Origin of the sequence: Terrirubrum flagellatum (assembly GCF_022059845.1) — a bacterium.
GTDB classification, from domain to species: domain Bacteria; phylum Pseudomonadota; class Alphaproteobacteria; order Rhizobiales; family Beijerinckiaceae; genus Terrirubrum; species Terrirubrum flagellatum.
Map to the genome: position 1 here is coordinate 80,669 of NZ_CP091853.1, position 21,179 is coordinate 101,847.

24 protein-coding genes and 1 pseudogene are annotated in these 21,179 nt (G+C 59.4%); 15 read left to right on the forward strand and 10 right to left on the reverse strand.

Going from position 1 to position 21,179, the window contains the following annotated elements; all coding sequences use genetic code 11:
• Positions 1-37 precede the first annotated feature (37 nt).
• Positions 38-1,048, reverse strand: coding sequence for an amino acid ABC transporter substrate-binding protein (locus tag L8F45_RS28935; protein ID WP_342364161.1), 1,011 nt, complete (start codon positions 1,046-1,048; stop codon positions 38-40).
• Between the two features lie 170 nt (positions 1,049-1,218).
• Positions 1,219-1,554, reverse strand: coding sequence for a hypothetical protein (locus L8F45_RS28940; RefSeq protein WP_342364162.1), 336 nt, complete (start codon positions 1,552-1,554; stop codon positions 1,219-1,221).
• Between the two features lie 528 nt (positions 1,555-2,082).
• Between L8F45_RS28940 and L8F45_RS28945 the strand changes: the two genes are divergently transcribed.
• From L8F45_RS28945 to L8F45_RS28955, 3 genes are all read left to right on the forward strand, one after another.
• Entirely contained in the window at positions 2,083-2,553 is a 471-nt protein-coding gene (locus L8F45_RS28945; protein ID WP_342364163.1) for a DMT family transporter, read from the forward strand.
• Between the two features lie 2 nt (positions 2,554-2,555).
• Positions 2,556-2,999: a DMT family transporter gene (locus tag L8F45_RS28950; RefSeq protein ID WP_342364164.1), complete on the forward strand. Its 444-nt coding sequence runs from the start codon at positions 2,556-2,558 to the stop codon at positions 2,997-2,999.
• A gap of 261 nt (positions 3,000-3,260) precedes the next feature.
• Complete coding sequence (locus L8F45_RS28955) at positions 3,261-3,434, forward strand: hypothetical protein (RefSeq protein WP_342364165.1); 174 nt, start codon at positions 3,261-3,263, stop codon at positions 3,432-3,434.
• A 147-nt stretch (positions 3,435-3,581) separates the two neighbouring features.
• Here the strand turns inward: L8F45_RS28955 and cysE are convergent, their stop codons facing one another.
• From cysE to L8F45_RS28970, 3 genes are all read right to left on the reverse strand, one after another.
• Positions 3,582-4,436 (reverse strand): serine O-acetyltransferase, encoded by an 855-nt coding sequence (gene cysE, locus L8F45_RS28960; RefSeq protein ID WP_342364166.1) that lies wholly within the window; start codon positions 4,434-4,436, stop codon positions 3,582-3,584.
• A 109-nt stretch (positions 4,437-4,545) separates the two neighbouring features.
• Positions 4,546-5,046, reverse strand: a complete 501-nt coding sequence (locus L8F45_RS28965) for a cupin domain-containing protein (protein WP_342364205.1) — start codon at positions 5,044-5,046, stop codon at positions 4,546-4,548.
• 36 nt (positions 5,047-5,082) lie between these two features.
• Complete coding sequence (locus L8F45_RS28970) at positions 5,083-6,129, reverse strand: RuBisCO large subunit C-terminal-like domain-containing protein (protein WP_342364167.1); 1,047 nt, start codon at positions 6,127-6,129, stop codon at positions 5,083-5,085.
• Positions 6,130-7,095: 966 nt separating this feature from the next.
• Here L8F45_RS28970 and L8F45_RS28975 point away from each other — a divergent pair.
• Genes L8F45_RS28975 through L8F45_RS28985 form a run of 3 tightly spaced genes read left to right on the forward strand, consistent with a single transcriptional unit; the run spans position 7,096 to position 9,049 of the window.
• Positions 7,096-7,710: a type IV toxin-antitoxin system AbiEi family antitoxin domain-containing protein gene (locus L8F45_RS28975; RefSeq protein ID WP_425330069.1), complete on the forward strand. Its 615-nt coding sequence runs from the start codon at positions 7,096-7,098 to the stop codon at positions 7,708-7,710.
• A complete protein-coding gene (locus L8F45_RS28980) occupies positions 7,707-8,618 on the forward strand; it encodes a nucleotidyl transferase AbiEii/AbiGii toxin family protein (protein WP_342364169.1) in 912 nt (303 codons plus the stop codon). The genes L8F45_RS28975 and L8F45_RS28980 overlap by 4 nt, the downstream gene beginning before the upstream one ends.
• Positions 8,619-8,644: 26 nt before the next feature.
• Positions 8,645-9,049, forward strand: a complete 405-nt coding sequence (locus L8F45_RS28985; protein WP_342364170.1) for an alpha/beta family hydrolase — start codon at positions 8,645-8,647, stop codon at positions 9,047-9,049.
• Between the two features lie 55 nt (positions 9,050-9,104).
• On the opposite strand, the gene L8F45_RS28990 is transcribed toward L8F45_RS28985, so the two are convergent.
• A complete protein-coding gene (locus L8F45_RS28990) occupies positions 9,105-9,731 on the reverse strand; it encodes a methyl-accepting chemotaxis protein (protein ID WP_342364171.1) in 627 nt (208 codons plus the stop codon).
• Between the two features lie 248 nt (positions 9,732-9,979).
• On the opposite strand from L8F45_RS28990, the gene L8F45_RS28995 reads away from it, so the two are divergent.
• The 4 genes from L8F45_RS28995 to L8F45_RS29010 all read left to right on the forward strand — a co-directional run bounded on the left by L8F45_RS28995 (position 9,980) and on the right by L8F45_RS29010 (position 11,771).
• Complete coding sequence (locus tag L8F45_RS28995; RefSeq protein ID WP_342364206.1) at positions 9,980-10,183, forward strand: WGR domain-containing protein; 204 nt, start codon at positions 9,980-9,982, stop codon at positions 10,181-10,183.
• A 576-nt stretch (positions 10,184-10,759) separates the two neighbouring features.
• A complete protein-coding gene (locus L8F45_RS29000; protein ID WP_342364172.1) occupies positions 10,760-10,972 on the forward strand; it encodes a hypothetical protein in 213 nt (70 codons plus the stop codon).
• 66 nt (positions 10,973-11,038) lie between these two features.
• Positions 11,039-11,353: a hypothetical protein gene (locus L8F45_RS29005; RefSeq protein WP_342364173.1), complete on the forward strand. Its 315-nt coding sequence runs from the start codon at positions 11,039-11,041 to the stop codon at positions 11,351-11,353.
• Between the two features lie 256 nt (positions 11,354-11,609).
• Positions 11,610-11,771 carry a BrnA antitoxin family protein gene (locus L8F45_RS29010; RefSeq protein WP_342364174.1) on the forward strand — a complete coding sequence of 54 codons (162 nt, stop codon included), beginning with the start codon at positions 11,610-11,612 and terminating at the stop codon, positions 11,769-11,771.
• Positions 11,772-11,842: 71 nt separating this feature from the next.
• Here the strand turns inward: L8F45_RS29010 and L8F45_RS29015 are convergent, their stop codons facing one another.
• The 4 genes and pseudogenes from L8F45_RS29015 to L8F45_RS29030 form a co-directional block, all read right to left on the reverse strand.
• On the reverse strand, positions 11,843-11,986 hold the full coding sequence (locus L8F45_RS29015; RefSeq protein ID WP_342364207.1) for a type IV secretory system conjugative DNA transfer family protein: 144 nt from the start codon (positions 11,984-11,986) through the stop codon (positions 11,843-11,845).
• Between the two features lie 126 nt (positions 11,987-12,112).
• Positions 12,113-12,283, reverse strand: a pseudogene (locus tag L8F45_RS29020) (IS3 family transposase); the annotation flags it as partial.
• A 255-nt stretch (positions 12,284-12,538) separates the two neighbouring features.
• Entirely contained in the window at positions 12,539-13,108 is a 570-nt protein-coding gene (locus L8F45_RS29025) for a flavin reductase family protein (protein ID WP_342364175.1), read from the reverse strand.
• A gap of 47 nt (positions 13,109-13,155) precedes the next feature.
• Entirely contained in the window at positions 13,156-13,812 is a 657-nt protein-coding gene (locus L8F45_RS29030) for a FadR/GntR family transcriptional regulator (RefSeq protein ID WP_342364176.1), read from the reverse strand.
• A 642-nt stretch (positions 13,813-14,454) separates the two neighbouring features.
• Here L8F45_RS29030 and L8F45_RS29035 point away from each other — a divergent pair.
• The 5 genes from L8F45_RS29035 to L8F45_RS29055 all read left to right on the forward strand — a co-directional run bounded on the left by L8F45_RS29035 (position 14,455) and on the right by L8F45_RS29055 (position 21,119).
• Complete coding sequence (locus tag L8F45_RS29035) at positions 14,455-15,909, forward strand: 4-hydroxyphenylacetate 3-hydroxylase N-terminal domain-containing protein (RefSeq protein WP_342364177.1); 1,455 nt, start codon at positions 14,455-14,457, stop codon at positions 15,907-15,909.
• A 13-nt stretch (positions 15,910-15,922) separates the two neighbouring features.
• Entirely contained in the window at positions 15,923-16,957 is a 1,035-nt protein-coding gene (locus L8F45_RS29040; RefSeq protein WP_342364178.1) for a 2,5-dihydroxypyridine 5,6-dioxygenase NicX family protein, read from the forward strand.
• A gap of 79 nt (positions 16,958-17,036) precedes the next feature.
• Entirely contained in the window at positions 17,037-17,966 is a 930-nt protein-coding gene (locus L8F45_RS29045) for an ABC transporter permease (RefSeq protein ID WP_342364179.1), read from the forward strand.
• Complete coding sequence (locus L8F45_RS29050; RefSeq protein WP_342364180.1) at positions 17,966-19,987, forward strand: ATP-binding cassette domain-containing protein; 2,022 nt, start codon at positions 17,966-17,968, stop codon at positions 19,985-19,987. The genes L8F45_RS29045 and L8F45_RS29050 overlap by 1 nt, the downstream gene beginning before the upstream one ends.
• Before the next feature lie 61 nt (positions 19,988-20,048).
• Positions 20,049-21,119, forward strand: a complete 1,071-nt coding sequence (locus L8F45_RS29055; RefSeq protein ID WP_342364181.1) for an ABC transporter substrate-binding protein — start codon at positions 20,049-20,051, stop codon at positions 21,117-21,119.
• The last annotated feature ends 60 nt before the right edge of the window (positions 21,120-21,179 follow it).

The window sequence follows — 21,179 nt, forward strand, 5'->3', positions numbered from 1 at the left end:
CAGACATTTACACCGCCGTCCTGCCCGGCCGCTGGCCTCACCGGAACGGAGGCGAGTAAAGCAGTCCGCCCTTGGTCCAGAGCTCGTTAAAGCCGCGCTCGAAGCCAACCTTGGTGGTCTCGCCGATATTGCGTTCGAAGATCTCGCCATAATTTCCAACGGCCTTGACAATGTTGTACGCGAATTTCGGATCAAGCCCGATCGCCTCGCCGAGCGATTTGTCGACGCCAAGGAAGCGCTTGATCGACGGGTCGTCGCTCTTAAGGAATTCGTCGACGTTAGCCTGCGTGATGCCAAACTCCTCAGCCTGAATCGTGGCGTAGATCGTCCAGTTGACGATTTCGAGCCAGCGGTCGTCGCCAGCGCGCACAGCCGGCGCGAGCGGTTCCTTGGAGAGGCGCTCGGGCAGCAGAATATAGTCGTCGGGTTTCGCGAGCTGGACGCGCGACAGCGCCAGATCAGACGCGTCCTGCGTCAGCGCATCGACCCGACCGGACTCAAGCGCCGCGCGGAACTCCTTCGAGTCCTCAATGACGACCGGCTTGAACGTCTTTTTGTTTTTACGAAAGAAGTCGGCGATGTTCAGTTCGCCGGTCGTGCCGCTTTGAACGCCGACGGTCGCGCCGTCGAGCTCCGCTCCCTTGGACACGCCGACCGACTTGCGCACCAATAGCCCCTGGCCGTCATAGAAGATCACCGGCCCGAAGTGAAAGCCGAGCTTGAATGACCGGTTGATTGTTTGCGTGACGCCGGAGAGAAGAATATCGAATTCTCCGGCCTGCAAAGCTGGCAACCGCTGCTGCGGCGACGACGAGGTGAAATCGACTTTCGAGGGATCATTGAACACGGTCACCGCGAGAGCGCGACCGAAGTCGACAAAGAAGCCCTGCCACTTTCCGCTACTATCGGGCGCGAAGAAACCGGGAGAGGTTCCGACGCCGACCTTGATCGCGCCGCGCTTCGCAATGGCGTCGAGCGTGGGGCCGGCGAGCGCCGCCTGAGATGCTATTCCACCGACCAAGAGCGCCGTTGACGCCGCTTGGATCATTTTTCTCAGGCGCTTACCTGGTGTTGCCAACATAATCGCTCCATTTCCCGGGTGATTGATAGCGACGCGGGAGCGCGTCACTCTTGGTGAAGAGCCTGCTTATCTGCCGACACGACGGACACGTGGGATTAGCCCTGGTGGAAAGCCGGTCGGCGACTCATGATTGTTAATCAGGCTGCTATGCCAACGCCGACGGCGCGCGTCGATTTTGCCGCTGTCATGACGTTGAGCTTCGTTCTCTTGGTGTTTCTCAACCGTCGAACGGCGCGCTCGAGTTCTTCCAGCGAGATAAACCGTACGCTATCGAGCGCATCGAACAATCCGCCAGAAGAGAAGAATGTGAACTCGCGTTCATCGATATCGCTGACTGCGAGACCGACGCCAATTCGATTGATTTCGATGATCTGAGCTTTGGGCATAAGGATTCCGCCGCCGACGTCATGTCGACGTTCCCAGAGGAGGAGGAGAGAAGGGTTCGTCAGCCTGTCAGACGCAGAGAGCGCCAACGAGGCCACGACATCGACGGCGGAAACGGCAATATGGCCGCAAGTTTCGAGAGGTTACTGCCAGCCCGGAGAAACGATGGCGCACGGGTTTCATCTCCATATCAACGGAGCCCACGAAGCCTTCGTGGCGCTTTTAGCTTTGTTGACGCGGTGCAAGCTGCTCCCACAAATCCCGCGATTGACGGCGTTGCCTTTCAATGCCCAAAACATACGCAGGCCTGCCGCTGAAGTAAACAAAATGTTCGTTCAAAAGAATGCGCGCGACGACAAAACGCTCATTGGCTGCTTGTTCTCGGAGAGAAAATATTACCGACACGCCTCATCACGCGCGTCTCGTCAATATTTGTAATTCTCCCAGGCCGCTTGAGCGGATTCGGCGAGAAGTTCAAACAACCCCAAAGGTTGCGCTCTACATGCGGATTTTGAGCGTGCGGAAATCTGACGCCAATTCCCTGCTTCGTGGCATGAGCGTGCTCAAGCGCGTCGCTGCTTTGGCGAGTGAAGAGTTGATTGGGAGACGAGGAAAGCATGAAACCGACGATTCAGGTCAGTAGTTCAAGAGATCATGTGCTCGCTGTCTCAGGCGGGGTGCTTCTGACGTTGATGATCAATTACAACAGTCTCCTTGCAGCTCAGACCACGCCCGTCTTCGCCTCTTGGGCGGCGCATGGGATTGGCGCGGCGACCGCTCTAGCTCTTGCAAGTCTGTCCTCAAGGGCGTCGCGCGCTTGGCGGATGACGCGATCTGGCGCTCCGCGATGGTTCTATCTGGGCGGCATTCCCGGCGCATTCACTGTTGTTCTTGCGGCGATCACCGTGAATGGAAGCTTATCGCTTTCCGGCACGGTCGCGTTTGCTCTGCTCGGCCAGATCATTTTTGGCCTCGCCGTCGACCGCTATGGGCTATTTCTTCTGCAGAAGCGCGAGCTTGTCGCATTCGATCTTGTCGCCGCAGCATGTGTGCTCGTTGGCAGTTTGCTGATTGTGTGGGGCAATTGACAATGGCGATCGACATTCTGCTGGCGCTCCTCAACGGCGCTTTCATTGGCGCAAGCCGTGCGATTAACGGCAAGCTCAGCGTGGAGCTTGGCGCGTTCAAGGCTTCGATATGGAATCACCTGGTGGGATTCCTTGTCTTGACGGCGATTCTTGCGTCATTCGGAACATGGCCATCGCAACGCTTGTCCACGTTTCCTCCAAGCGGTTGGCTGGGCGGCGTGTTTGGCGCGCTCTTCGTGGCGGTCACAGCTTTCGTATTTCCGCGACTGGGCGCGACGAAGGCTGCGCTCTTTGTGATTGGCGGGCAGATGTCGTCCGCGATTGCATTGGACTGGTGGAGTCGCGGTTGGCCGCCGGGCGTACTGCGCTGTCTCGGCGCATGCCTTGTTCTTGTCGGCCTTTACATCTCGCTGAGTACGGCCTCGTTTCGTTTGAGCAGAAAATGACCTCCCAAGGCTCTTGCGTTAGAAGTCGCGGGCCGGAGCGTCGTTGGACGTTTCAAGGGGCGAGGCGATTTTCGCGCATCCTGCGTGGCTGTCTGAGGAAAACGTAGTGTTTCCTCAGAGATGGCTTGAGGGGATGAATCTATTGCTGGGGATGCCGGCGATGAAAGCCCATTGCTTTTAGCAATCACCGGCTTGCGCGCTCCATCGCGATCCGGCTTAGCTCGTAAATAAAGCGCATTGCGACGTAGGAAAAAGATCAGCATGCACGCCCACCGTGGACTTGCTCGAGCATGGCTTCTGGCGCAGGTTGTTGCTGCGTTCGGTTTTCTGGGCTCCATCCTGCTGTTCGGTGGGGCCGACCGATCGGCGCGCTCGACGCAGGCTCTGAGCGCCGTGTCCGCGGTCGTTGCGAGCGTTGCGGCGGCGGCCGATTAGGGTCGCTCACTGTCCCGGAGCATCGCCAATTGCACAGGCGGCGTTGTCGCTTGGAGCTCAGCGACGGTGGACGATGAACTGTTCATAACCCGGTCTCGACGCAGTGCGCGCGCAAACCCCGCGCTGATCTGAATCTCCTATTGAGGCTCAAATGATATAGGTGAAGGCGTCGTAAGCCTCAGGACCGAGCATCTGATCCATCTGGTGCGACGGTTTAACGCTGCCAGACGACCCGACCGGCTTGGCTGGGATTCCGGCGACCGTGGTGTCGGGCGACACAGACCTCAGTACGACGGAGCCGGCGGCGATACGCGAATTCCGTCCGACCTCAATCGGGCCGAGGATTTTGGCGCCCGCGCCGATAAGCACGCCTTGCCGAATCTTCGGATGGCGATCGCCTTGATCTTTGCCGGTGCCTCCCAGTGTGACGCTATGCAAAATCGATACGTCGTCCTCGATAACAGCGGTTGCGCCGACGACAAGTCCGGTCGCGTGATCCAGGAAAATCCCGCGTCCGAAGGATGCGGCGGGATGAATGTCTGTTTGGAACACTTGAGACGAGCGGCTTTGGAGATATAGCGCGAAGTCCCGGCCATCGTTGTTCCAAAGCCAATGCGCAAGGCGATGGGTCTGGATGGCGTGGAAGCCCTTGAAGAACAGAACCGCCTCGATGATCCGCGTCGCTGCGGGGTCGCGAGCAAGAATTGCGTTGGCGTCTGCGCCAATTGCGACACAAATGGAAGGATCATCGGCGAACGCGCGGTGGAACGCGTTGAGGATCGTCTGGGCGGGAACGTCGCGACTATCGAGGCGCATCGCCGAGCGTCGAGCGACCGCGTCTTCGAATGTCGGGGCGTCGCGCACGATGCGTAAAACTAAAGCGGTGAGTTCAGGCGTCTCTCGCAGTATTGTTTCGCCATCATAAGTCAGTCGCTGAAGGAGATCATCGGCTGGCGGAGCAAGAGTAATAATCTGAGCAGTCGACGTGGGTCTATCGATCATGCGACCCTTCTGGCGGTGGCGCGATGGCGGGTTGCACCCGCTCAATCGAGCCTATCACTGTCGCCTGAGAATAATTGTCTGTTCTGCAACGCCGCTGGAAAACGACGTTCTAGGACCCGAGAAAAGCGGCGACTGAGGGCACGGCGTTCAATGTGGCGAGATCGTCGTTTGTCGGCAGCGCCGGCTTGTCTCTTATGGCGTTGACCAGGCACAGGAATCCGAGCGTCTCATCCGCCAGCGGGCGAAATTGATGCCACGTCCAGGCAGGAATCGTGATGAGATCTAAGGGCTTGATGTCTTTGACCTCAAATCCGACAAGACAGCGTCCAGCGCCACGAATAACGACCACGCCGTGAACATGTTCATGACGCTCGAGCGTGGAATAGCCTCCTGGTTCGATCTCGAAATAACGGAGTTCGCCAGCCAGCGCGGTTTCGGAAAATAGAATTTGGCGGGAGATCCCCTTGAAGATCGCGGCGTCCGTCTCCTTGTAGGGAAGACGCGCGGTATCCTCCCACGAAAAGAACGGCTCGGAGCGCCGCAGAATGGGCGTCTGCACGCCGGAATATTTCGGCTTTTCATCAGCCATGCCGTTACTCTCCTGATGCACGCGCAACTGTTTGAACGAAAGCGGCCGCAGCCGCGCTCAGTCTGTCTCCTTCCGCAAGCAACGCCCGCCGATGAGGAGCATGACATCTCGGCCGTAAAAGTCGATCATCTCCGGCGCACGCTCGACGCTCATTCCGCCAGCCGGGATGGCAACCGCAGACGCGAGCCCGTACAACGGTCCTCGCGCCGCGTACGCGATGTCCTTGCAAGCTTGGGCGGGATACCCGAAACGACCACCATGATTGGGGAATATGACGCCATCTATGCCGATGATTCGCAGCAACTTCGCCAGGCACGCTGGAGCAATGCTCACCGCCCCCGCGAAGCTCGGATGCGAAAGGAAGGCGATCTCGGGATAGTCGCGCGCAAGGGCCTGCGCGTTAGAAAGGCCGAGAATCGACGGCGTTAGCATAGCGGTGTCGAGGCCTTCATTGCGCATCAAAGCGATCCGCTCGCGAATCTGATCAAGGCTGCCAGTCAGGCTAGGAACGTAACGCGTGGGATGTCCTGTGCTGTCTCCCGCGCGACGGACCGCTGCTGCGCAGGCTAATATCCTTGTCGCGAAAGGGCTGTACCGTTGATTCGCCAGCCCATGATCGTCCTTGATATAATCGACGCCACCACGCGCCAGCGCCTCGGCGATCTCGGCAAGCTTGCCCTCGGTTAGCCCTTGTGGCTTGAGCGCTGCGCAAGTTAGTGCGCGTGTTCTGACTCCGACCCGCTCGCGAAGGCCCCTCAAACCGAGGCGCGGCCCGTCGCCAATCGATCGCTGCGTTTCGGCCGGAAGCTCGAAGTCTTGCAAGGATACGTCGTCGTGCAGCGAGCTGTTGCCAAACAACATATTCAGAAGCTGGCCGGAGTCTCCGTCGATGCTATCAGCCGCGAGCCCGATGACGACGCGATAGAGATTCTCGCCAATAAGCTTGATGTTGCTGATTTCGCCGACGATCTCCGCTAGAATGCGAGAATCCCGTACGGCGGAAACTGGCATCTCTACGCTTTGCTCAATCGCTAGGGCCTCTGCGCGCGCCGCGATGGCATCAGATGTGCTGCGGAGATGATAGATCGCTTCGATACGAGACATGCGCGCGGAATCCTTGCGAAGACACAAATGAAGACGCCAGCTGCCCGGCGCGGATCTCAGGCAATGTATATTCCGAGCATTTGAAGGGAGGCAATTGTCGGCTCTCTGCGATAAGCTGATGTGTTTAGGCTTGCGATTTGGGGCGATTGCGATGAAACTTTGTTATAACCGTCAGATCGCCATACGATTGTTGTAAGCTTCCGCGATATAGGGGCGAATTCGACTACGAGGCGAATGTCTGAAGAACCGTCGTGGATGTTCGGTTGTTGACGCGTTGGCGCGGGTGCTGATGTTTCTTTCAAGTCGATCTTGCGTATCCCGTGAGTGTTTTGTCCGATCGGATGAATCGCATGACGGTGCTGACGATCGGGGTTGCAATTTGATTGCTGCCGACCTGGTGCTCGCATTCGCCAATGGTCTTACCGGCGCCACGCTCGGGATTGTCCTGCGGGGTCTGCATATGGGATTCGCGCAGGGATTTCTGGCGACGCTCGTCGCCGACGCCGCCTCGGCGGAGCGAGGCACAGCGTTCGTCTTCTTCAATATCTTGACCTTGCGATGCTTGCGGCGAGCGCCGCCGCCGGCGCGCTATGGGATTGGTCGGGACGCAAGGTGCGTTTCTGGCGGGGCTGCGTTCGCGGCGATCTCAATGCTCGGTCTGCTCTACACTGGCCCAGCCTCGGTTCGGAAATCGCCAGAATGACAACTGCCGACCGTCTCCGAAGATCGGAGGCGAATGTGAATATATATCGCGTCCGCTAGTCCCGCTAATTCCGGAAGTCGTCGGCACGTAGCTTCTGGGCGCTGTAGCTAAATTTGGGCCTGCTGTGCAGCTAGGCTACATAATTCGGCAGAAACTCGACCAGATGGTCGGCAGCGATGACTCCCGCCCTCCGGCTATCCGGCGGGTCATGTTACAAATCCTTGTATATTGAAAATTAAGATAAAGGGTTTATAACATAGGCAATGGCTACCCAAACCCATCGAGACCGCGCCATCGAGGTCGCGCGACGACAAGGGATCGCGCGCGGACGTGATTTCGACGCTGCTGGCGTGCCGCGCGTCTATCTGCAAAGACTGCGCGACGAGGGTATTCTCCAGCAGGTCGGCCGCGGCCTCTACAAATTGGCGAACGCTGAGACCGCCAGCGCGACCAGCTTGGCTGAAGCCGCACGTATACAGCCAAAAGGGGTCATTGGCCTGCTTTCGGCGCTGCAGTTCCACAACCTCACGACCCAGACGCCTCACGTCGTATGGATGATGCTCGGGCCAAGGGACTGGGCGCCGGCCAATCCGTCGGTCTCGCTGAAGATCGTTCGCGCCAGCGGCGAAGCGCTGAGGGCTGGCATAGAGACTCATCAGGTAGACGGCGTGCCGGTTCCCATCACATCGCCAGCGAAGACCGTGGCCGACTGTTTCAAGCACCGCAACAAAATCGGTCTCGATGTCGCAATCGAGGCGCTGCGGGATTTCATCAAATCGCGAAAGGGGCGGGTAGGGTTGAACGAGCTTTGGCGTTACGCTGAGATCGATCGCGTCCAGACCGTGATGCGCCCCTACATCGAGGCCATGGTTTCATGAAGGCGCCAAAGAATATTGGCGTCTCTGTACGCGATCGGTTGACTGAGCGTGCTCGCGAACGTCGTGAGAACGCCCAGCTGCTGATGACTCGATGCGTCATCGAGCGTGTACTCTATCGCCTGAGTGTTTCGTCGCACCGGAGTCGTTTCGTCCTGAAGGGTGCAATGCTGTTCAGCCTGTGGGCGCCTGTGCCCTACCGCGCCACTGGCGACCTGGATCTCCTCGGATTTGGAGAGAATACGCCCGCTGCCATCGCAGCCGTGTTTGTGGAAATCCTCGCCACCCAGGTTGCAAATGATGGGGTAGTCTTCAGGCCTGAGACGCTGCGCGCCGCTGCGGCGCGTGAGCAAGACGAATATGCTGGCGTACGGTTGGACTTCGTCGCCGAACTCGGAGGCGCGCGCCTCCCCATGCATGTCGACATTGGATACGGCGATGTGATCACGCCGGCCCCAGTTGACATAGAATACCCTTCGCTTCTGGAGCAGCCGGCGCCGCATCTCAGGGCTTATCCACCTGAGACTGTTGTGGCGGAGAAGTTCCAAGCCATGGTGGCGCTCGACATGCTCAATTCGCGGATGAAGGATTTCTTCGATCTGTGGGCCATTGCGGGAGCCTTCACCTTTGAAGGAGAGGTACTGGCGCGAGCGATTAAAACGACCTTCGAGCATCGTGAAACGCCGCTTCCCTCAAAGAAGCCGTTGGCGCTGACGGCGGGCTTCGCCGAGGTAAAGCAAGTCCAATGGGCGGCGTTTCTGAGGCGGACTGAGATCGCCCTTGCACCCGAACCGCTTCCGGCAATCCAGACGCGTATCGCCGAATTTGTTATGCCGCCCACGCTCGCAGCGGCTGAGGCTGCGCCCTTCAATGTGCGTTGGACCGCAGGCGGTTCTTGGATCGATGGATAGCGTTTCAAGGCTGGTATTTGGAGCAAATGAACGCAGCGTCTGCGGCGCTTGCTGCTGTCGGAATGCGAATTGCGCCGTTCGAATTTGATTATACGGCAGAGCGACGAAATAGCGGAACTCGCAAGCCGCGGCGCGCGGAAACGCTTCGCCATGAATACATTGATGCGATCGACGCGCTCGCAGCAAATGGCTCCCTAATCATAGGCGGCAAGTTCATGGGCGGTCGCGTCGCAAGCATGGCAGCGGACCGACTTGCTTTCGTCGAGCCGCACGACAGGACTGTCGGGCGTGGGTTATCTGTTCATCCTCCCGGGAAATCAGATCAGCTGGGCACCAAACATTTCGAGGATCTAAAGACGCCGACTCTTGTCGTGAGTGGCCATATGGCCGTCGTCAACTATGCGCTCCCGAACTGCCGTGGCCGAGAGTGACATCGATCACGCCATCTAAATAACTGATTTAATTCGCATAATTGCTATTATGGAACTAGCGCGCCCAAGATCTCAGGCTGCCTGAATCTGCGCCAGAAAGTGCGTTACCTCTTTCTCCATTCTCTGTGACGTCTATGGTGCTGTTCGAAACCTGTTGCGCGCTGCAGGCGATGTGTTTGGTCGCCATGCTTTGGCGTTGCACGGCCGTCCCGATCGTTTCGCCAATAGCGTTGAGACGGTCGATGATCATTGTGACAGCGTCAATGTCGCGCGATGAATCGGCGATGACTGAACAGGTCCCGCTGACTTGCTCGTCGATCTCCACGGTCGCTTTTGCGGTCTGGGCAGCCAGAGATTTCACTTCCTGTGCGACGACCGCGAAACCTTTGCCTACGTCACCGGCGCGCGCTGCTTCGATAGTGGCGTTCAGCGCCAACAAATTTGTTTGCGCGGCGATGTCGCTGATCAGTTCGACGATAGCCCTGACATTCTCGGAGGCGCCAGATAGCTGTTTCATCCGAGCGGCCGTTTCATGGCTTGCCCTGACCGCACGAGCGACGATATGGCCGGCCTCTTGGACTTCCTGTCCGATTTGAGACATGGCTTTAGCCATGTCGTCGGCCGCGTTTGCCGCTGCATGAACGCTGGCCGAGGTTTCCTCAGTTACGCTCGCGACGACCACGACCTGTTCCGTCGTATCTAGGAGTCATCCGGTGTGAGGCCAGTCGCGGCTCGTCGCAATCGGAACCGCGCGAAGCGTACGGGCCGCATTAGCGACTTGAATCAATCACCATCCATCGATTCAAATTCTGCGTTGGACCACTGCCCCCAAATAAAGAATCTTCGGGCTTTATTTGCGGGGCTCGGTAAATGAAGGATAACAATAATGTCGAGGCTGCGGTGCTGCGGCGAGTTGATCCCAGTCGGAATATGGCCCGGTACTACGCTTTGTCGGTCGAGATAGCTTTCTTTGATACTTGGTCATGCACGCGCTCATTCGGGCGGATCGGTTCCCGCGGCGGCAGGATCATCGTTGGCCTTCACCCGAGCTATGAAGCTGCGAGGGAGGAGCTACAGGATCTGCTGCGACGGAAATTGACGAAGGGGTATCGCCCTACGTTCCGAAGGTCGTAAAGGACCGCAGCCGCCTCGCTCATTCCAATCGGGATAATCGTTTATCCGCTTCGGCCGGGGACTAGAGGAAGGTAATGGGAGCGCGCCGCTGAATGGCCAGGGAGGCGCATGCGTTAGCAGGCGCGCGGCGCGAAGCCTTCATCGCAGCTCGAGACAGAACAGAGCGCACGACAACCCAGTATCTGCGCTCGCCGCTTCCTGCTTCTTTTATTTGGATCGCGCCGCTTGCGCGACGCGGTAGGGTAAGTCCCGCAGCGCCCTCTCCTCTGGTGAGAACGTACGCGCCATTGCTGTGATGGCGTGGTCTGGCGCCGCCGGCCGGCGTCCTTCGGCCCCTGCGCATTGGAATTTTCCCCTGCGGCTTCGCCGCATTCCTCGCGCCCGCTCGCTGGCGCTCGCTCCAAAATTCAGACGCGCGGCCGGGGCTCTCCGCTGCGCTGCGACGCCCAGGCCGAAGAATTTTCGTGCGGCCTGTCGGCCGCTTCATTCTCGTCTTCGGCCTGTCCGCTCCGGAGCCGTCCGCCGTCGCCCGTAGACCGCCATCGCAATGGTGCGATGCTCACAAAGGAGAGAACGATGATCCAGCTTTGCGAAGTGAACCAGATCGGCCGCGTCGGCAAAGTCCGCGGAGTGGACCCGAACCTCATGATCTCAATCGCCTCTGACGCGTCATACGAGAAGAACGGCGAGACGACATACGGCTACACCTTCGTGGTCAGCGAGCTGACCCGGCTCGCCGAGAAGCCGGCGAAGGAGGAGCCCAAGCCCGCCAAGTCAGGGAAGCGCTGAGCGCGGCGCGGAGGGGCCACGCGCCCCTCCTTCCCCATCCCTCGATCTCTCTGATAGGATCAGGTCATGAGCACCGAACCGGATAACCTCGTCCTCACTCTCCTGCGCGAAATGCGTGCCAATATGGCGACCAAGGACCATCTTGACGGCCTGCGCGCCGAGCTGAAAAGCGACATCGCCGCTGTCCGCGCCGAAATGGCGACGAAGGCCGACCTTGCCAGCTTGCGTAAAGAACTCTCCGAGCAGATCGTGGGCCTGCGCCGCCAGGTCGTTGACTATCATAGCTCCGTGGTCGGTCATGGCGTCATCATCAGCGAGCCCGAAGCTCGTTTGCGCCGCGTCGAACAGCATCTCAATCTGCCACCGGCCGAGGCGCACTGAGCCTGATCGTACGTAACGCGCTTGGTTAAGCATTCGGTCAAAATCCCGGTTCGTCCTCTCGTTAGCGAAGCCGTCTCGGCGGCCAGACTCCGCCCCGCCAACGTAAAGCGAAACAGGCTGCTGGCATGACAACTCGGGAAAAGTTCATCGCCGGTCGCGGCTACACGAATGCCGATTGGAAGGCGGTCGATTCTCCAGCTCTCACAAAAAGAGAATTAGAGGCGGCTAGACCGTTCGCAGAGATGTCCCCGATCTGATGCAGAGCATCAGCCGTTCGCAAGGACGGCCTTGTCTCGATAACGCGAAACAGGCGGTGACCCTGCGCGTGAGTCCGGCGACACTGGCGAGGTTCAAGGCCAGCGGCAAAGATTGGCGCGCGAAGATGAGCGCAGCGCTCGATAAGGCTAAGGCGCGTTGAGGCTGATTCAGCGCTCGCAATAACGATGACGGCGCCGCCAGCGCAATCGCCTCAGCCTATCGCCGGCGCTGTCATTTCGGCGCGTCCTTGACGAAGCGATTACCTTTGCAGGCGGCCCGCATTTCCGGCCGCCGGAAATAGATCGCGCGTCCCATCCGGATCGGAGGAGCGCCGGCGATAAACACGAACTGCTCATCGTGACGGGCCTGGAGCACTTCGCCCGGTTCGATCAGATTCTTCTTCTGCTGGGTATAGTTGACGCCGATACGCGGCGCCGTTCCCTGCAGCAGGCGCGCACCCTGACCGTGTATTGGCCTGACATTTCCGAAATCAGCTTTGTCGTCTCCTTCTCGCTGACGGCGGCGAAGACCCTGATCGACACAAATCGTCTTGGGATAGCCGAGCTTCATGCACGTTTGTTCCAGTGTTTGCACGATGTCTTCTGCGCGATAGCTTTGCCGCTGCTCCAAAGCCGGCAAGTAGCGTGAGAAGATGTCGACGATGGTCCGTACCTAGCGTGGCGTGGCACCCGCAGTTTCTTAAGCGGGCTCTGTTCACGCAGCCAAATCCTGTCCGACCTGCCGCGTTGTAGCCCGCGAGAGTAAGATGAGCTTCGCTCGCACAGCGTGAACGCAATTTGCCGCAGGCGCCGAATTAACGCTGTCCGACAGATTTTCATCACGCGCTATAGGGGAGATCCTCGAAGAACAGCAGCGACGCTGTCGGCCAAATCTGAGGAAAGGCGTTCCTCGTCGGTTGCGCGAATATCACCTCTCGGCCGCGAGAGGTTCCGGAAAGCTGAAACGCCCTCGCGCATACACCAGTGCGCGCGATATCGCGCCCTGTCGGATCGCTTCAACGCGGCCAATGAGAACGGCGTGGGTCGGCGAGTCGTGCTCGCAATCGAGGCTGCAGTCGAAGACGGAAAGCGCGTCTTCCAGAACGGGCGCGCCGGTCACCAGCCGTCCCCAGCTTCCGAAGTCGAATCGTTCCGGACCATAAACCTTCGTTATTCCCGCGAACCGTTCGGCAAGGGCCGACTGCGCCTCGGCGAGGAAATTCGCCGAGAAGCAGCCATTCGCACGAATATAAGGCAGGATGGCGCTGTTCCGATTAATGCAAGCGAGGATCATGGGTGGCTGATCGCTTAGCGAACAGACGGACGACGCCGTGATGCCGTAACGCATGCCCGCCTCGCCGGTGGCGATCACCGTGACGGGCGTCGCGACGGTCTTCATCGCAGCGCGGAAGGTCTGCGAATCCACACCCGCCCGGCCACCGGGCTCACCTTCACCAATTGCTGCAAGCGCTTTCGATCGCGACGACGAATTCGTCATATTCCCGGTCCTCGCTGTTCGTTGAGAGCGTCAAAGAGGTTCAGGCGTCACTTGGCCGAGAGCTGCGACGTTTCGCGCCCACCGTTGAGCCATTGCAGAATCGCGATCAGATGTTCGCGCATCGCGCGTTCCGCATCCGCCGCTCTGCGTCCGCGGATCGCGTCAACGATGATTTCGTGATGCCGCCAGCCGGTCTCGTTGGTGTAGGCCGGCAGACGCGTGCGAAACGTCTCATCCATGGTTAGATCCATCAACTGCTCCAGCAGATAGGCAGCGAGGATGTTGTGGCTCGCCGTGGCGATGGCTCTGTGAAAGAGATTGTCTTTGATCCGGTCGAAGACGTTGGGCTCCGCCATTTCATGAGCGGCCGCGATATCGTCGATCTCCGTCGGCGTGCCGCGCGTCGCCGCCAGCCGAGCGATTTCGGGCTCCAGCAATAGGCGCACCTCCCACAGCTCCGCGGGGCTCGTCTTGTTGGCTATATTCGCTCTTGTAGCCCGGGCCTTGTTCGGGCCGCGCGTCCGGTTGGAAGACGCTTTCAGGCTGCGGGGCCTGCTATCCGGGATTTTGCTTTCGTCACGAAGCGCGGCGAGCGCTTTCCGCAAAAGGTGGCGACTCACCCCAATGCGCTCAGCCATCTGCCGCTCTGGAGGAAAAGGGCCGTTCTCCGTCATCCCTAGGATGGCCTGCGTCACTTCCTGCATGGAATTCGAGTCGTCTCTCACTGTTAGGGCCGTCCTCATGCGTGCTCCCGAAGCTGTCTCGTACGGTCGTGCCGCCGCCTTATGCTTGTGACACTCTTTTTCAGGCGCCCCCTCCGTCCGGAGCTCCAACGACTTCTCCAACCACAATCAAGCCGGTTTCCGCCAATGTATATGGTTTAGGCAACCATTTGTCGATGGCAATTTGGTTGCGCCTTGGTTTTTCGGCACCCGCTCATTATTTAATCAATCTCAGTGGTGTCCAACACGCGGGCCCTTCGCAGAGCGACGATATTATTTCATAATGTCAGATACTTATGTAAATAGTGTCGCCGTTTTGCGTCGCATCTTCGGCCGGCTCAGAAACCTGCCAAATCTTGCGCTTGTCAGTCGCCCAACCAGTATCTAGCCTGACTCAGGTTGTACGGCTTGGGTTGGCATCTTGGTTGCAGGCAACCAGATTTGGTCGGCTTAAACCGAATCAGACCGGAGCCCTCCAGTCCGGCGCCTGCGCGAGTCAGAGGAAGCATCCTTGGCACGATCCGGCGGCCGGAGAAGGGGACGGGCCACGCGGGCAGGTTCGCGCTCCGTTCTTCGTGTGGCCGGGGACTGAAGAAACAGACGGGAGCTCGACTGGTGAATATCATGACGAAACACGCGCTGAAGACCGGGGCGGAATTCAAGGCCTCTCTGGATGACGGCCGCCAGCTTTGGGTCAACGGCGCGAAGGTGGAGAAGGTGACGGACGAGCCGGCGCTCGCCGCTGGCATCGATCTGATGGCGTCGATGTTCGATGATCAGTTCACCAAGGAATATGCGGACGCCACAACCGTTCTCGACCGCGCGTCGGGGATGATGACCACCCGGTCCTGGCAGGTTCCGGAAACGATGGAGGAACTGCTCGGCCGCCGGATGATGATCGAATACACGTCGCGAAAGACCTTCGGCGCCTTCGGCCGCCCGCCGGACCTCGGTCCAACATTGGCCGTGGGCATCCTCGCCCATCTGCATCTCTTCAAGGATTTTCAGTCCGCCTTCCCCGAATGCCAGCCGGATTTCGCCGAAAACGTTCGGCGCTATGTCCAGTTCGGCCGCATGAATTCGATCACCTGCGCCGAGAGCCTGACGGGGCCACAGAACGATCGCTCCTCGCCGCTTGCACAGGCGGCATCGCTGCTGCGCGTCACCAAGGTCGAGAAAGGCGGCGTCTACATCTCCGGCGCAAAATCGGTTGGCTCCATCGCGGCGCAAACCAACGAGATTTTCTTCTCCAACCTCGCTTATCCCGGCACGCCGAAGGAAGCCGCGATCTGGGGCGCAGCGCCGATCAATTCCGAAGGCATCAAGCTCGTCAGCCGTGAAATGCTTTCAAATCCCGGCGCCGACCCGTTCGATCACCCGATTGGTCACAAAGGCGAGGAAGCCGACCAGCTCGTTATCTTCAGCAACGTTTTCATTCCGAAGGAGCGGATATTCAATCTCGGCAACGAGCATGTCTCCGCCATCTCCGGCAAAGCGACGCTTTTCGCGCATTATCATGTGTTGACCCGGCTGAAGGTGAAGTCCGAAATCTTCGTCGCGTGCGCCAAGATGGTGACTGAAGTTCTCGGCACCGGCCAAATACCCGGCGTCCGTTCGATGCTGGCGGAGATCATCGAATATAATCGCACGCTCGAAGCTTTCATCCTCGCGTCTGAAGCTAGCGCCAAGGTCAATGAAAGCGGCGTCATGTGCCCCGACGTGATGATGATCACAACCGGGCGCCTCTATGCGATCCGCAACTATCCGCACATCATCCACGTGCTGCAGGAAATGTGCGGCCAGGGCCTGGTCATGCGCTTTGGTAAGGCCGCGTTCGCCAATCCCGATATCGGCCCGCATCTCAACGAACTGCTGCCCGGAAAGGGCGTCACCAGCATGCAGAAAGAGCAGTTGATGAACTTCATCTGGGACCTGACCTCCTCGTCGCTCGCGGGTCGCGTGGCGCTGTTTGAGAATGTCAACGCCAGCCCCGCTCCACGCATGCGCGAACGCTTGGTCGCTGAATTCGACACCGGCGCGATGGTGGCCGACCTGAAGAAGATCGCTGCGCTCATCTGAAGAAAGAGTCGCCATGCCCTCGCAACATGAAATGGTGAAACTGTTCACGGAGCAGCTCAAGCTCTGCGCGCTGAAGCCAGAGGAGACGGTCATTGTCCTGTGCGAGGATGACATCCGCGCCGACTACGCGTCAGCCTTTCTGCTCGCCGCGCGAGACCTTGGCGCGACGCCGTTCCAGATCACCGTGCCGCTGCGCGAAAAGCGCTCGGCGCGCCAGACAACGGGCAAGACCGCGATCGCCGGCAATCGGCCCGTCATCGAGGCGCTGAAGAAAGCCGACCTCATCATCGACGTCATGGGAACACTCTTCTCGCCTGAGCAGGATGAAATCTGTGGCGCCGGCGCACGCATGCTTTTCGTGCGCGAGCCGTTTGATGTTCTGGCGCAAAACTTTCCCACCACGGACCTGCGCCGCCGCATCGAATTCGGTGAAAAGCTATTGGGCAAGGCGAAAACGTTGAGGATTTGGTCGGACGCCGGCACCGACGCGACGTACGAGATGGGCGGTTACCGCGTCATGACCCAGTATGGCTACACCGACACGCCCGGTCGCTGGGATCACATGGCCACCGGACAAGTGCTCAGCCAAGCCTACGACGGCAAGGTGAACGGCGTCGTGATGGTGATGCCGGGCGATACCGTCACCGCCTTCCAGAGGATGATCGAGAGCCCCGTGAAGCTGACCATCAAGGAGGGTTTCGTCACTGATATCGACGGCGATGGAATGGACGCTCCCCTGCTGCGCGATTACATGGAGAGTTTCAGAGATCCACGCGCCTACGCCATCAGCCATATCGGCTGGGGTCTTCTGAACACGGCGACATGGTTCCACCGCGCAATCACTCGCACGCGGACGCAGGAAATCAGCGTCAATTCTCTGAGCTACTATGGGAACGTGCTGTTTTCGCTCGGTCCGAACACCGAGCTCGGCGGCGCGAACGACACACAGTGTCACATGGATATCCCGCTGCGAAAGACGTCCCTTGCGCTGGACGGCGTAACGGTCGTCGACAAAGGCCGCATCGCGATTCCTGAAATGGCTGTTTGAAGGGACGTCGATCGTTTCGAATTTGGCCTGGCGCCGGGGCAGCTCGCGCGATTGAGACCGGAGTACGACGGGTGAAGGAATGACGCAGATCGAAGCATCAGCGCAGGAAGGACAAAACAGCAGACTTTTGCCGGATGCCGCCAGCGGCAGCCTTACGGCTTGGCAACGCCAGCAACGTGGCCTGACCCTGTCGCTGATGGCGGTCCCTACGCTGGCGATGATCGCTGTGTTCGTCATGCCGTTGCTCGTGCTGCTCTGGATGAGCTTCGGCGGCGGCGGCAAGGCCGGCTTTTCGCTGCAGGGCTATATCGATCTTCTGCAGCCGGTCTATCTCAAGCTCCTGTTCTTCACCTTGCAGCTTGCCCTGCTGACCACCGTTCTATGTGCGCTTCTCGCTTATCCGATCGCCTATCTCATGGTGAATGTCAGCTCGCGCTTCTCGGCTTGGATGGGCATGGTTCTGTTCATGACGCTCTGGCTGAGCTTCCTCGCGCGAACTTTCGCCTGGATCATCATCCTTCAGCGTCGCGGCTTGGTGAACAATTTCCTGATCAGTGTCGGCATCATCGATAGCCCGCTTGAACTCGTCTACAACAAACTCGGCGCCTATATCGGCATGGTTCACATCTTGCTGCCGTTCATGGTTCTCACGCTGATTCCAGCGATGAAAGCCATCGATCCAGCTTATGTTCGAGCGGGACTGAGCCTGGGCGCAAGCCCACCGCGCGTGTTCCGCGACATCTACCTGCCGCTGAGCCTGCCCGGTCTGGTCGCAGGCTCGATGCTGGTCTTCACGCTGGCGTTCGGCTTTTTCATAACGCCGGCGATCCTCGGCGGGGGTCGCGCTCCCACCATCGTTATGGCGATTCGCGATCAGATTCAGCAGCTCGGCGACATGCAACTCGCCGCCGCGACCTCCATGGTGCTGCTTGTGTTCTGCATCGGGCTTCTTTTCATCTACGACCGCGTCGCTGGCGTCGATCGCATCTACGACAAGGGAGGAAGGTGATGGAGTTCCTTGTCCAGGGCAACGCCGCACGTGTGATGAAGATCTATGGCTGGGTGATGCTGGTGGCCGTCATCCTCCCGGTCACCATGATCGTCCCGATCAGCTTTGGAGCAGGCAGCGCGATCGTTTTCCCGCCGAAGGAACTGTCGCTCGAATGGTACCGCAATCTGATCGACGATCCCCGTTGGGGCCGCGATGCGCTTCTGTCGCTGCAGGTCGCGGCGCTCGCGACCCTGTTCGCGACTGTCGTCGGCACGGCGGCAGCGGTCGGGATCTCGCGAGTCGAGAACAAGGCGATGTCAAAATTCCTGAAGATGTTCTTCATCGCGCCGATGATCGTGCCGCTGATGGTGATATCGGTCGGGCTATACATCGTCTTCGCGCGCAACGGCTTGCTTGGCTCGATATGGGCGCTCGCCATTGCTCACGCTATCGTTGTCCTGCCCTTCGTCGTCATGCCGGTCATGTCGCGGCTCGCCAGCCTCGATCCGGCTTTTGAAAGAGCCTCAGCGTCGCTCGGCGCCGGCCAATTGCGCACGCTTTTCGCGGTGATCCTGCCGCTTCTGGTTCCCGCGATCCTTGCCGCCGCAATCTTTTCTTTTGTTTTTTCTTTCGACGAGGTGGTGCTAGCGCAATTCCTCTCGGGCCCTCGCTTCGAGACCTTGCCTCGCAAGCTGTGGGACGGGATCAGCCAGAACGGCTTGGACAAGACCGTGACATCGATCGCTTCGGTACAGTTTTTCATCGTGCTCGGATCATTTGCTGCGTGGAGCCTCTGGCAAGCAAACCGCAGCGGTCGCCTCGCCCGGCGCGCCAGCGGCGCAGCGGCGGCCAGTCTCTTGCATGTTTCCCCGGGCGGCGGCGTTCCGCTTGCTCTTCCCGCCAACGGATCTCCTCTCATGAACGTCGCCTTCAAGAATCCAGCGCCAGTCACAGATATCTCTTCTGCGTCTGCCGCCAGGGCTGACGAACAGCATGGGTATGGCATCGATTTTCGGCGCATCAGCAAGTTCTACGGCGACAAGGTCGTCGTGGAGGAAGCGAATTTCGCGGTGAACGCCGGAGAATTCGTCACCATCCTCGGGCCTTCGGGATCGGGCAAAACCACGCTGTTGATGCTGGTCGCCGGCTTCATATCGCCGGACGCCGGACGCCTCATGCTGGGCAAGCGCGACATTTCCCGCGTGCCGCCGCATCAGCGCGACATCGGCGTGGTGTTTCAGTCCTATGCGCTCTTTCCGCATATGACGGTTGCGCAGAATGTCGCCTATCCCCTGCGCGCTCGCCGCATCGCGAAGGCCGAGCAGGAGGCGAAGGTCAGGTGGGCGCTTGACCGTGTGCATATGGGGGATTTCGCGGATCGCCGCATCACTCAGCTTTCCGGCGGACAGCAGCAGCGCATCGCCCTGGCGCGCGCAATCTCGTTCGGTCCGCGCGCTCTTCTGATGGACGAGCCGCTCTCGGCCCTCGATCGCAACCTGCGCGTCGAAATGCAGCGCGAAATCCGCAGCCTGCAGCAGAGTCTTGGGCAGACCGTGATCTTCGTCACGCACGATCAGGAAGAGGCGCTCAATATGTCCGATCGCGTCGCGGTCATCAACGAGGGACGCATACAGCAGGTCGCCAGTCCGCGCGATCTGTATTTGAAACCGCAGAATAGCTTCGTGGCCAATTTCTTCGGCGAATCCAATCTCTTTCGCGGCGCCGCCGAAGGCGACCGGCTGGCGCTGGAGAACGGTGAGCTGCCGCTGGCCGAATCGCGATCAGGCAGCGCCATTCTCTGCGTGAGACCGGAAACCGTGCGCATCGACGGCGCCAACCAAGCAGCGCCGAACTGGGCGATCGACGGAACGCTGACGACCGTCCGCTTCCTCGGCAGCCTCCTGCATATGCAGTTCGCCACTGTTCACGGTCCCATTGTCGTCACCCGCGCGCTGGATGGCGTGATCGAACTTCCCGAACAGGGCGAGACGCGCAAGCTTTTCTGGGCGCCTCACACGGCGCACGTCATGACGCATTAGGTGGCTTCAGAAAAATCAGGAGGAAACAAAGCTTCCCAACATATTCCGATAGGAGAGACGAATGAAATCCAGACTTGGGTTGATCGCGCTCGTGGCGCTTGGGTTATCGCTGCCTTCCGGACTCCATGCGCAGCAAGCGCCGGAAGCATTTCGCGGCTCGGGAAAGCTGGTCGTCAACAATTGGGGCGGTCCGACCGTCGAGCGCATGCACGCCGCCTGGTATGGCGACTTTAGCAAGGCGACCGGCATCGAAGTATCCTTCACCTCCATTCCCGATGTCGCCAAGCTGAAGGTCATGAATCAGGTCCGGAATGTCGAGTGGGACGTGGTCGACTTCGAGGGCAGCCAGATGTTGCTGGCGATGAAAGATGATTTGCTTGAGCCGATCGACTACGACCTGATGTTCAAGCTGGTGCCCAAGGAGCAGCTCGATCCAGCCCAGATGACGAAATACGGCGTCGGCTCGATCGCGTTTGCGACCATCATGGCCTGGAACACCGAGACAGTCGGAAAGAAAGGCCCCGCCAACTGGGCGGAGTTTTTCGACACAAAGACCTTCCCCGGCCGTCGTGCGCTTTATGCGCGAGCGAAGCCGACGTTGGAAATCGCGCTCATGGCCGATGGCGTGGCCCCGAAGGACATCTATCCGATCGATATCGACCGCGCCTTCAAAGCGCTCGACAAGATCGGGCCCAAGGTCAATCTCTGGGTGGAGAAGACCTCGCAGTGGGATGTGCTGATCCAGAACAAGGAGGTCGACCTGATGGGGTCGAGCCTTGCGCGCACCATGGCGCAGATCGATCGCGGAGAACCCATCGGGATTGGCTACAATCAGAGCATCATGGAACAGTCCTATTGGGCCATTCCCAAGAGTGCGCCAAACATCAAGGACGCTCAGAAACTTGTCGCCTGGATGATGCGAGCGGAAGGCGCGCGCGCCGCGCTGAAACTGCTGCCCTATTACAGCATGGCCAACAAGGCGGCGTTGGACGGCATCCCGAAGGAGACGCTGGCGAGGCTCCCGGGCGCGCCGGAAAATTCGGCCAACAGCCTGACGATCGACGCAAAATGGTGGCTTGAAAACGACGCGAAGGTTCAACCGCGCTGGCTGGACTGGCTCAGCCGCCGTTAGTTCACGCTTTCATTCGCTTCTGCAGACAGCGTCCGTCTTTCACGGAGGAGAGGCGCCGCA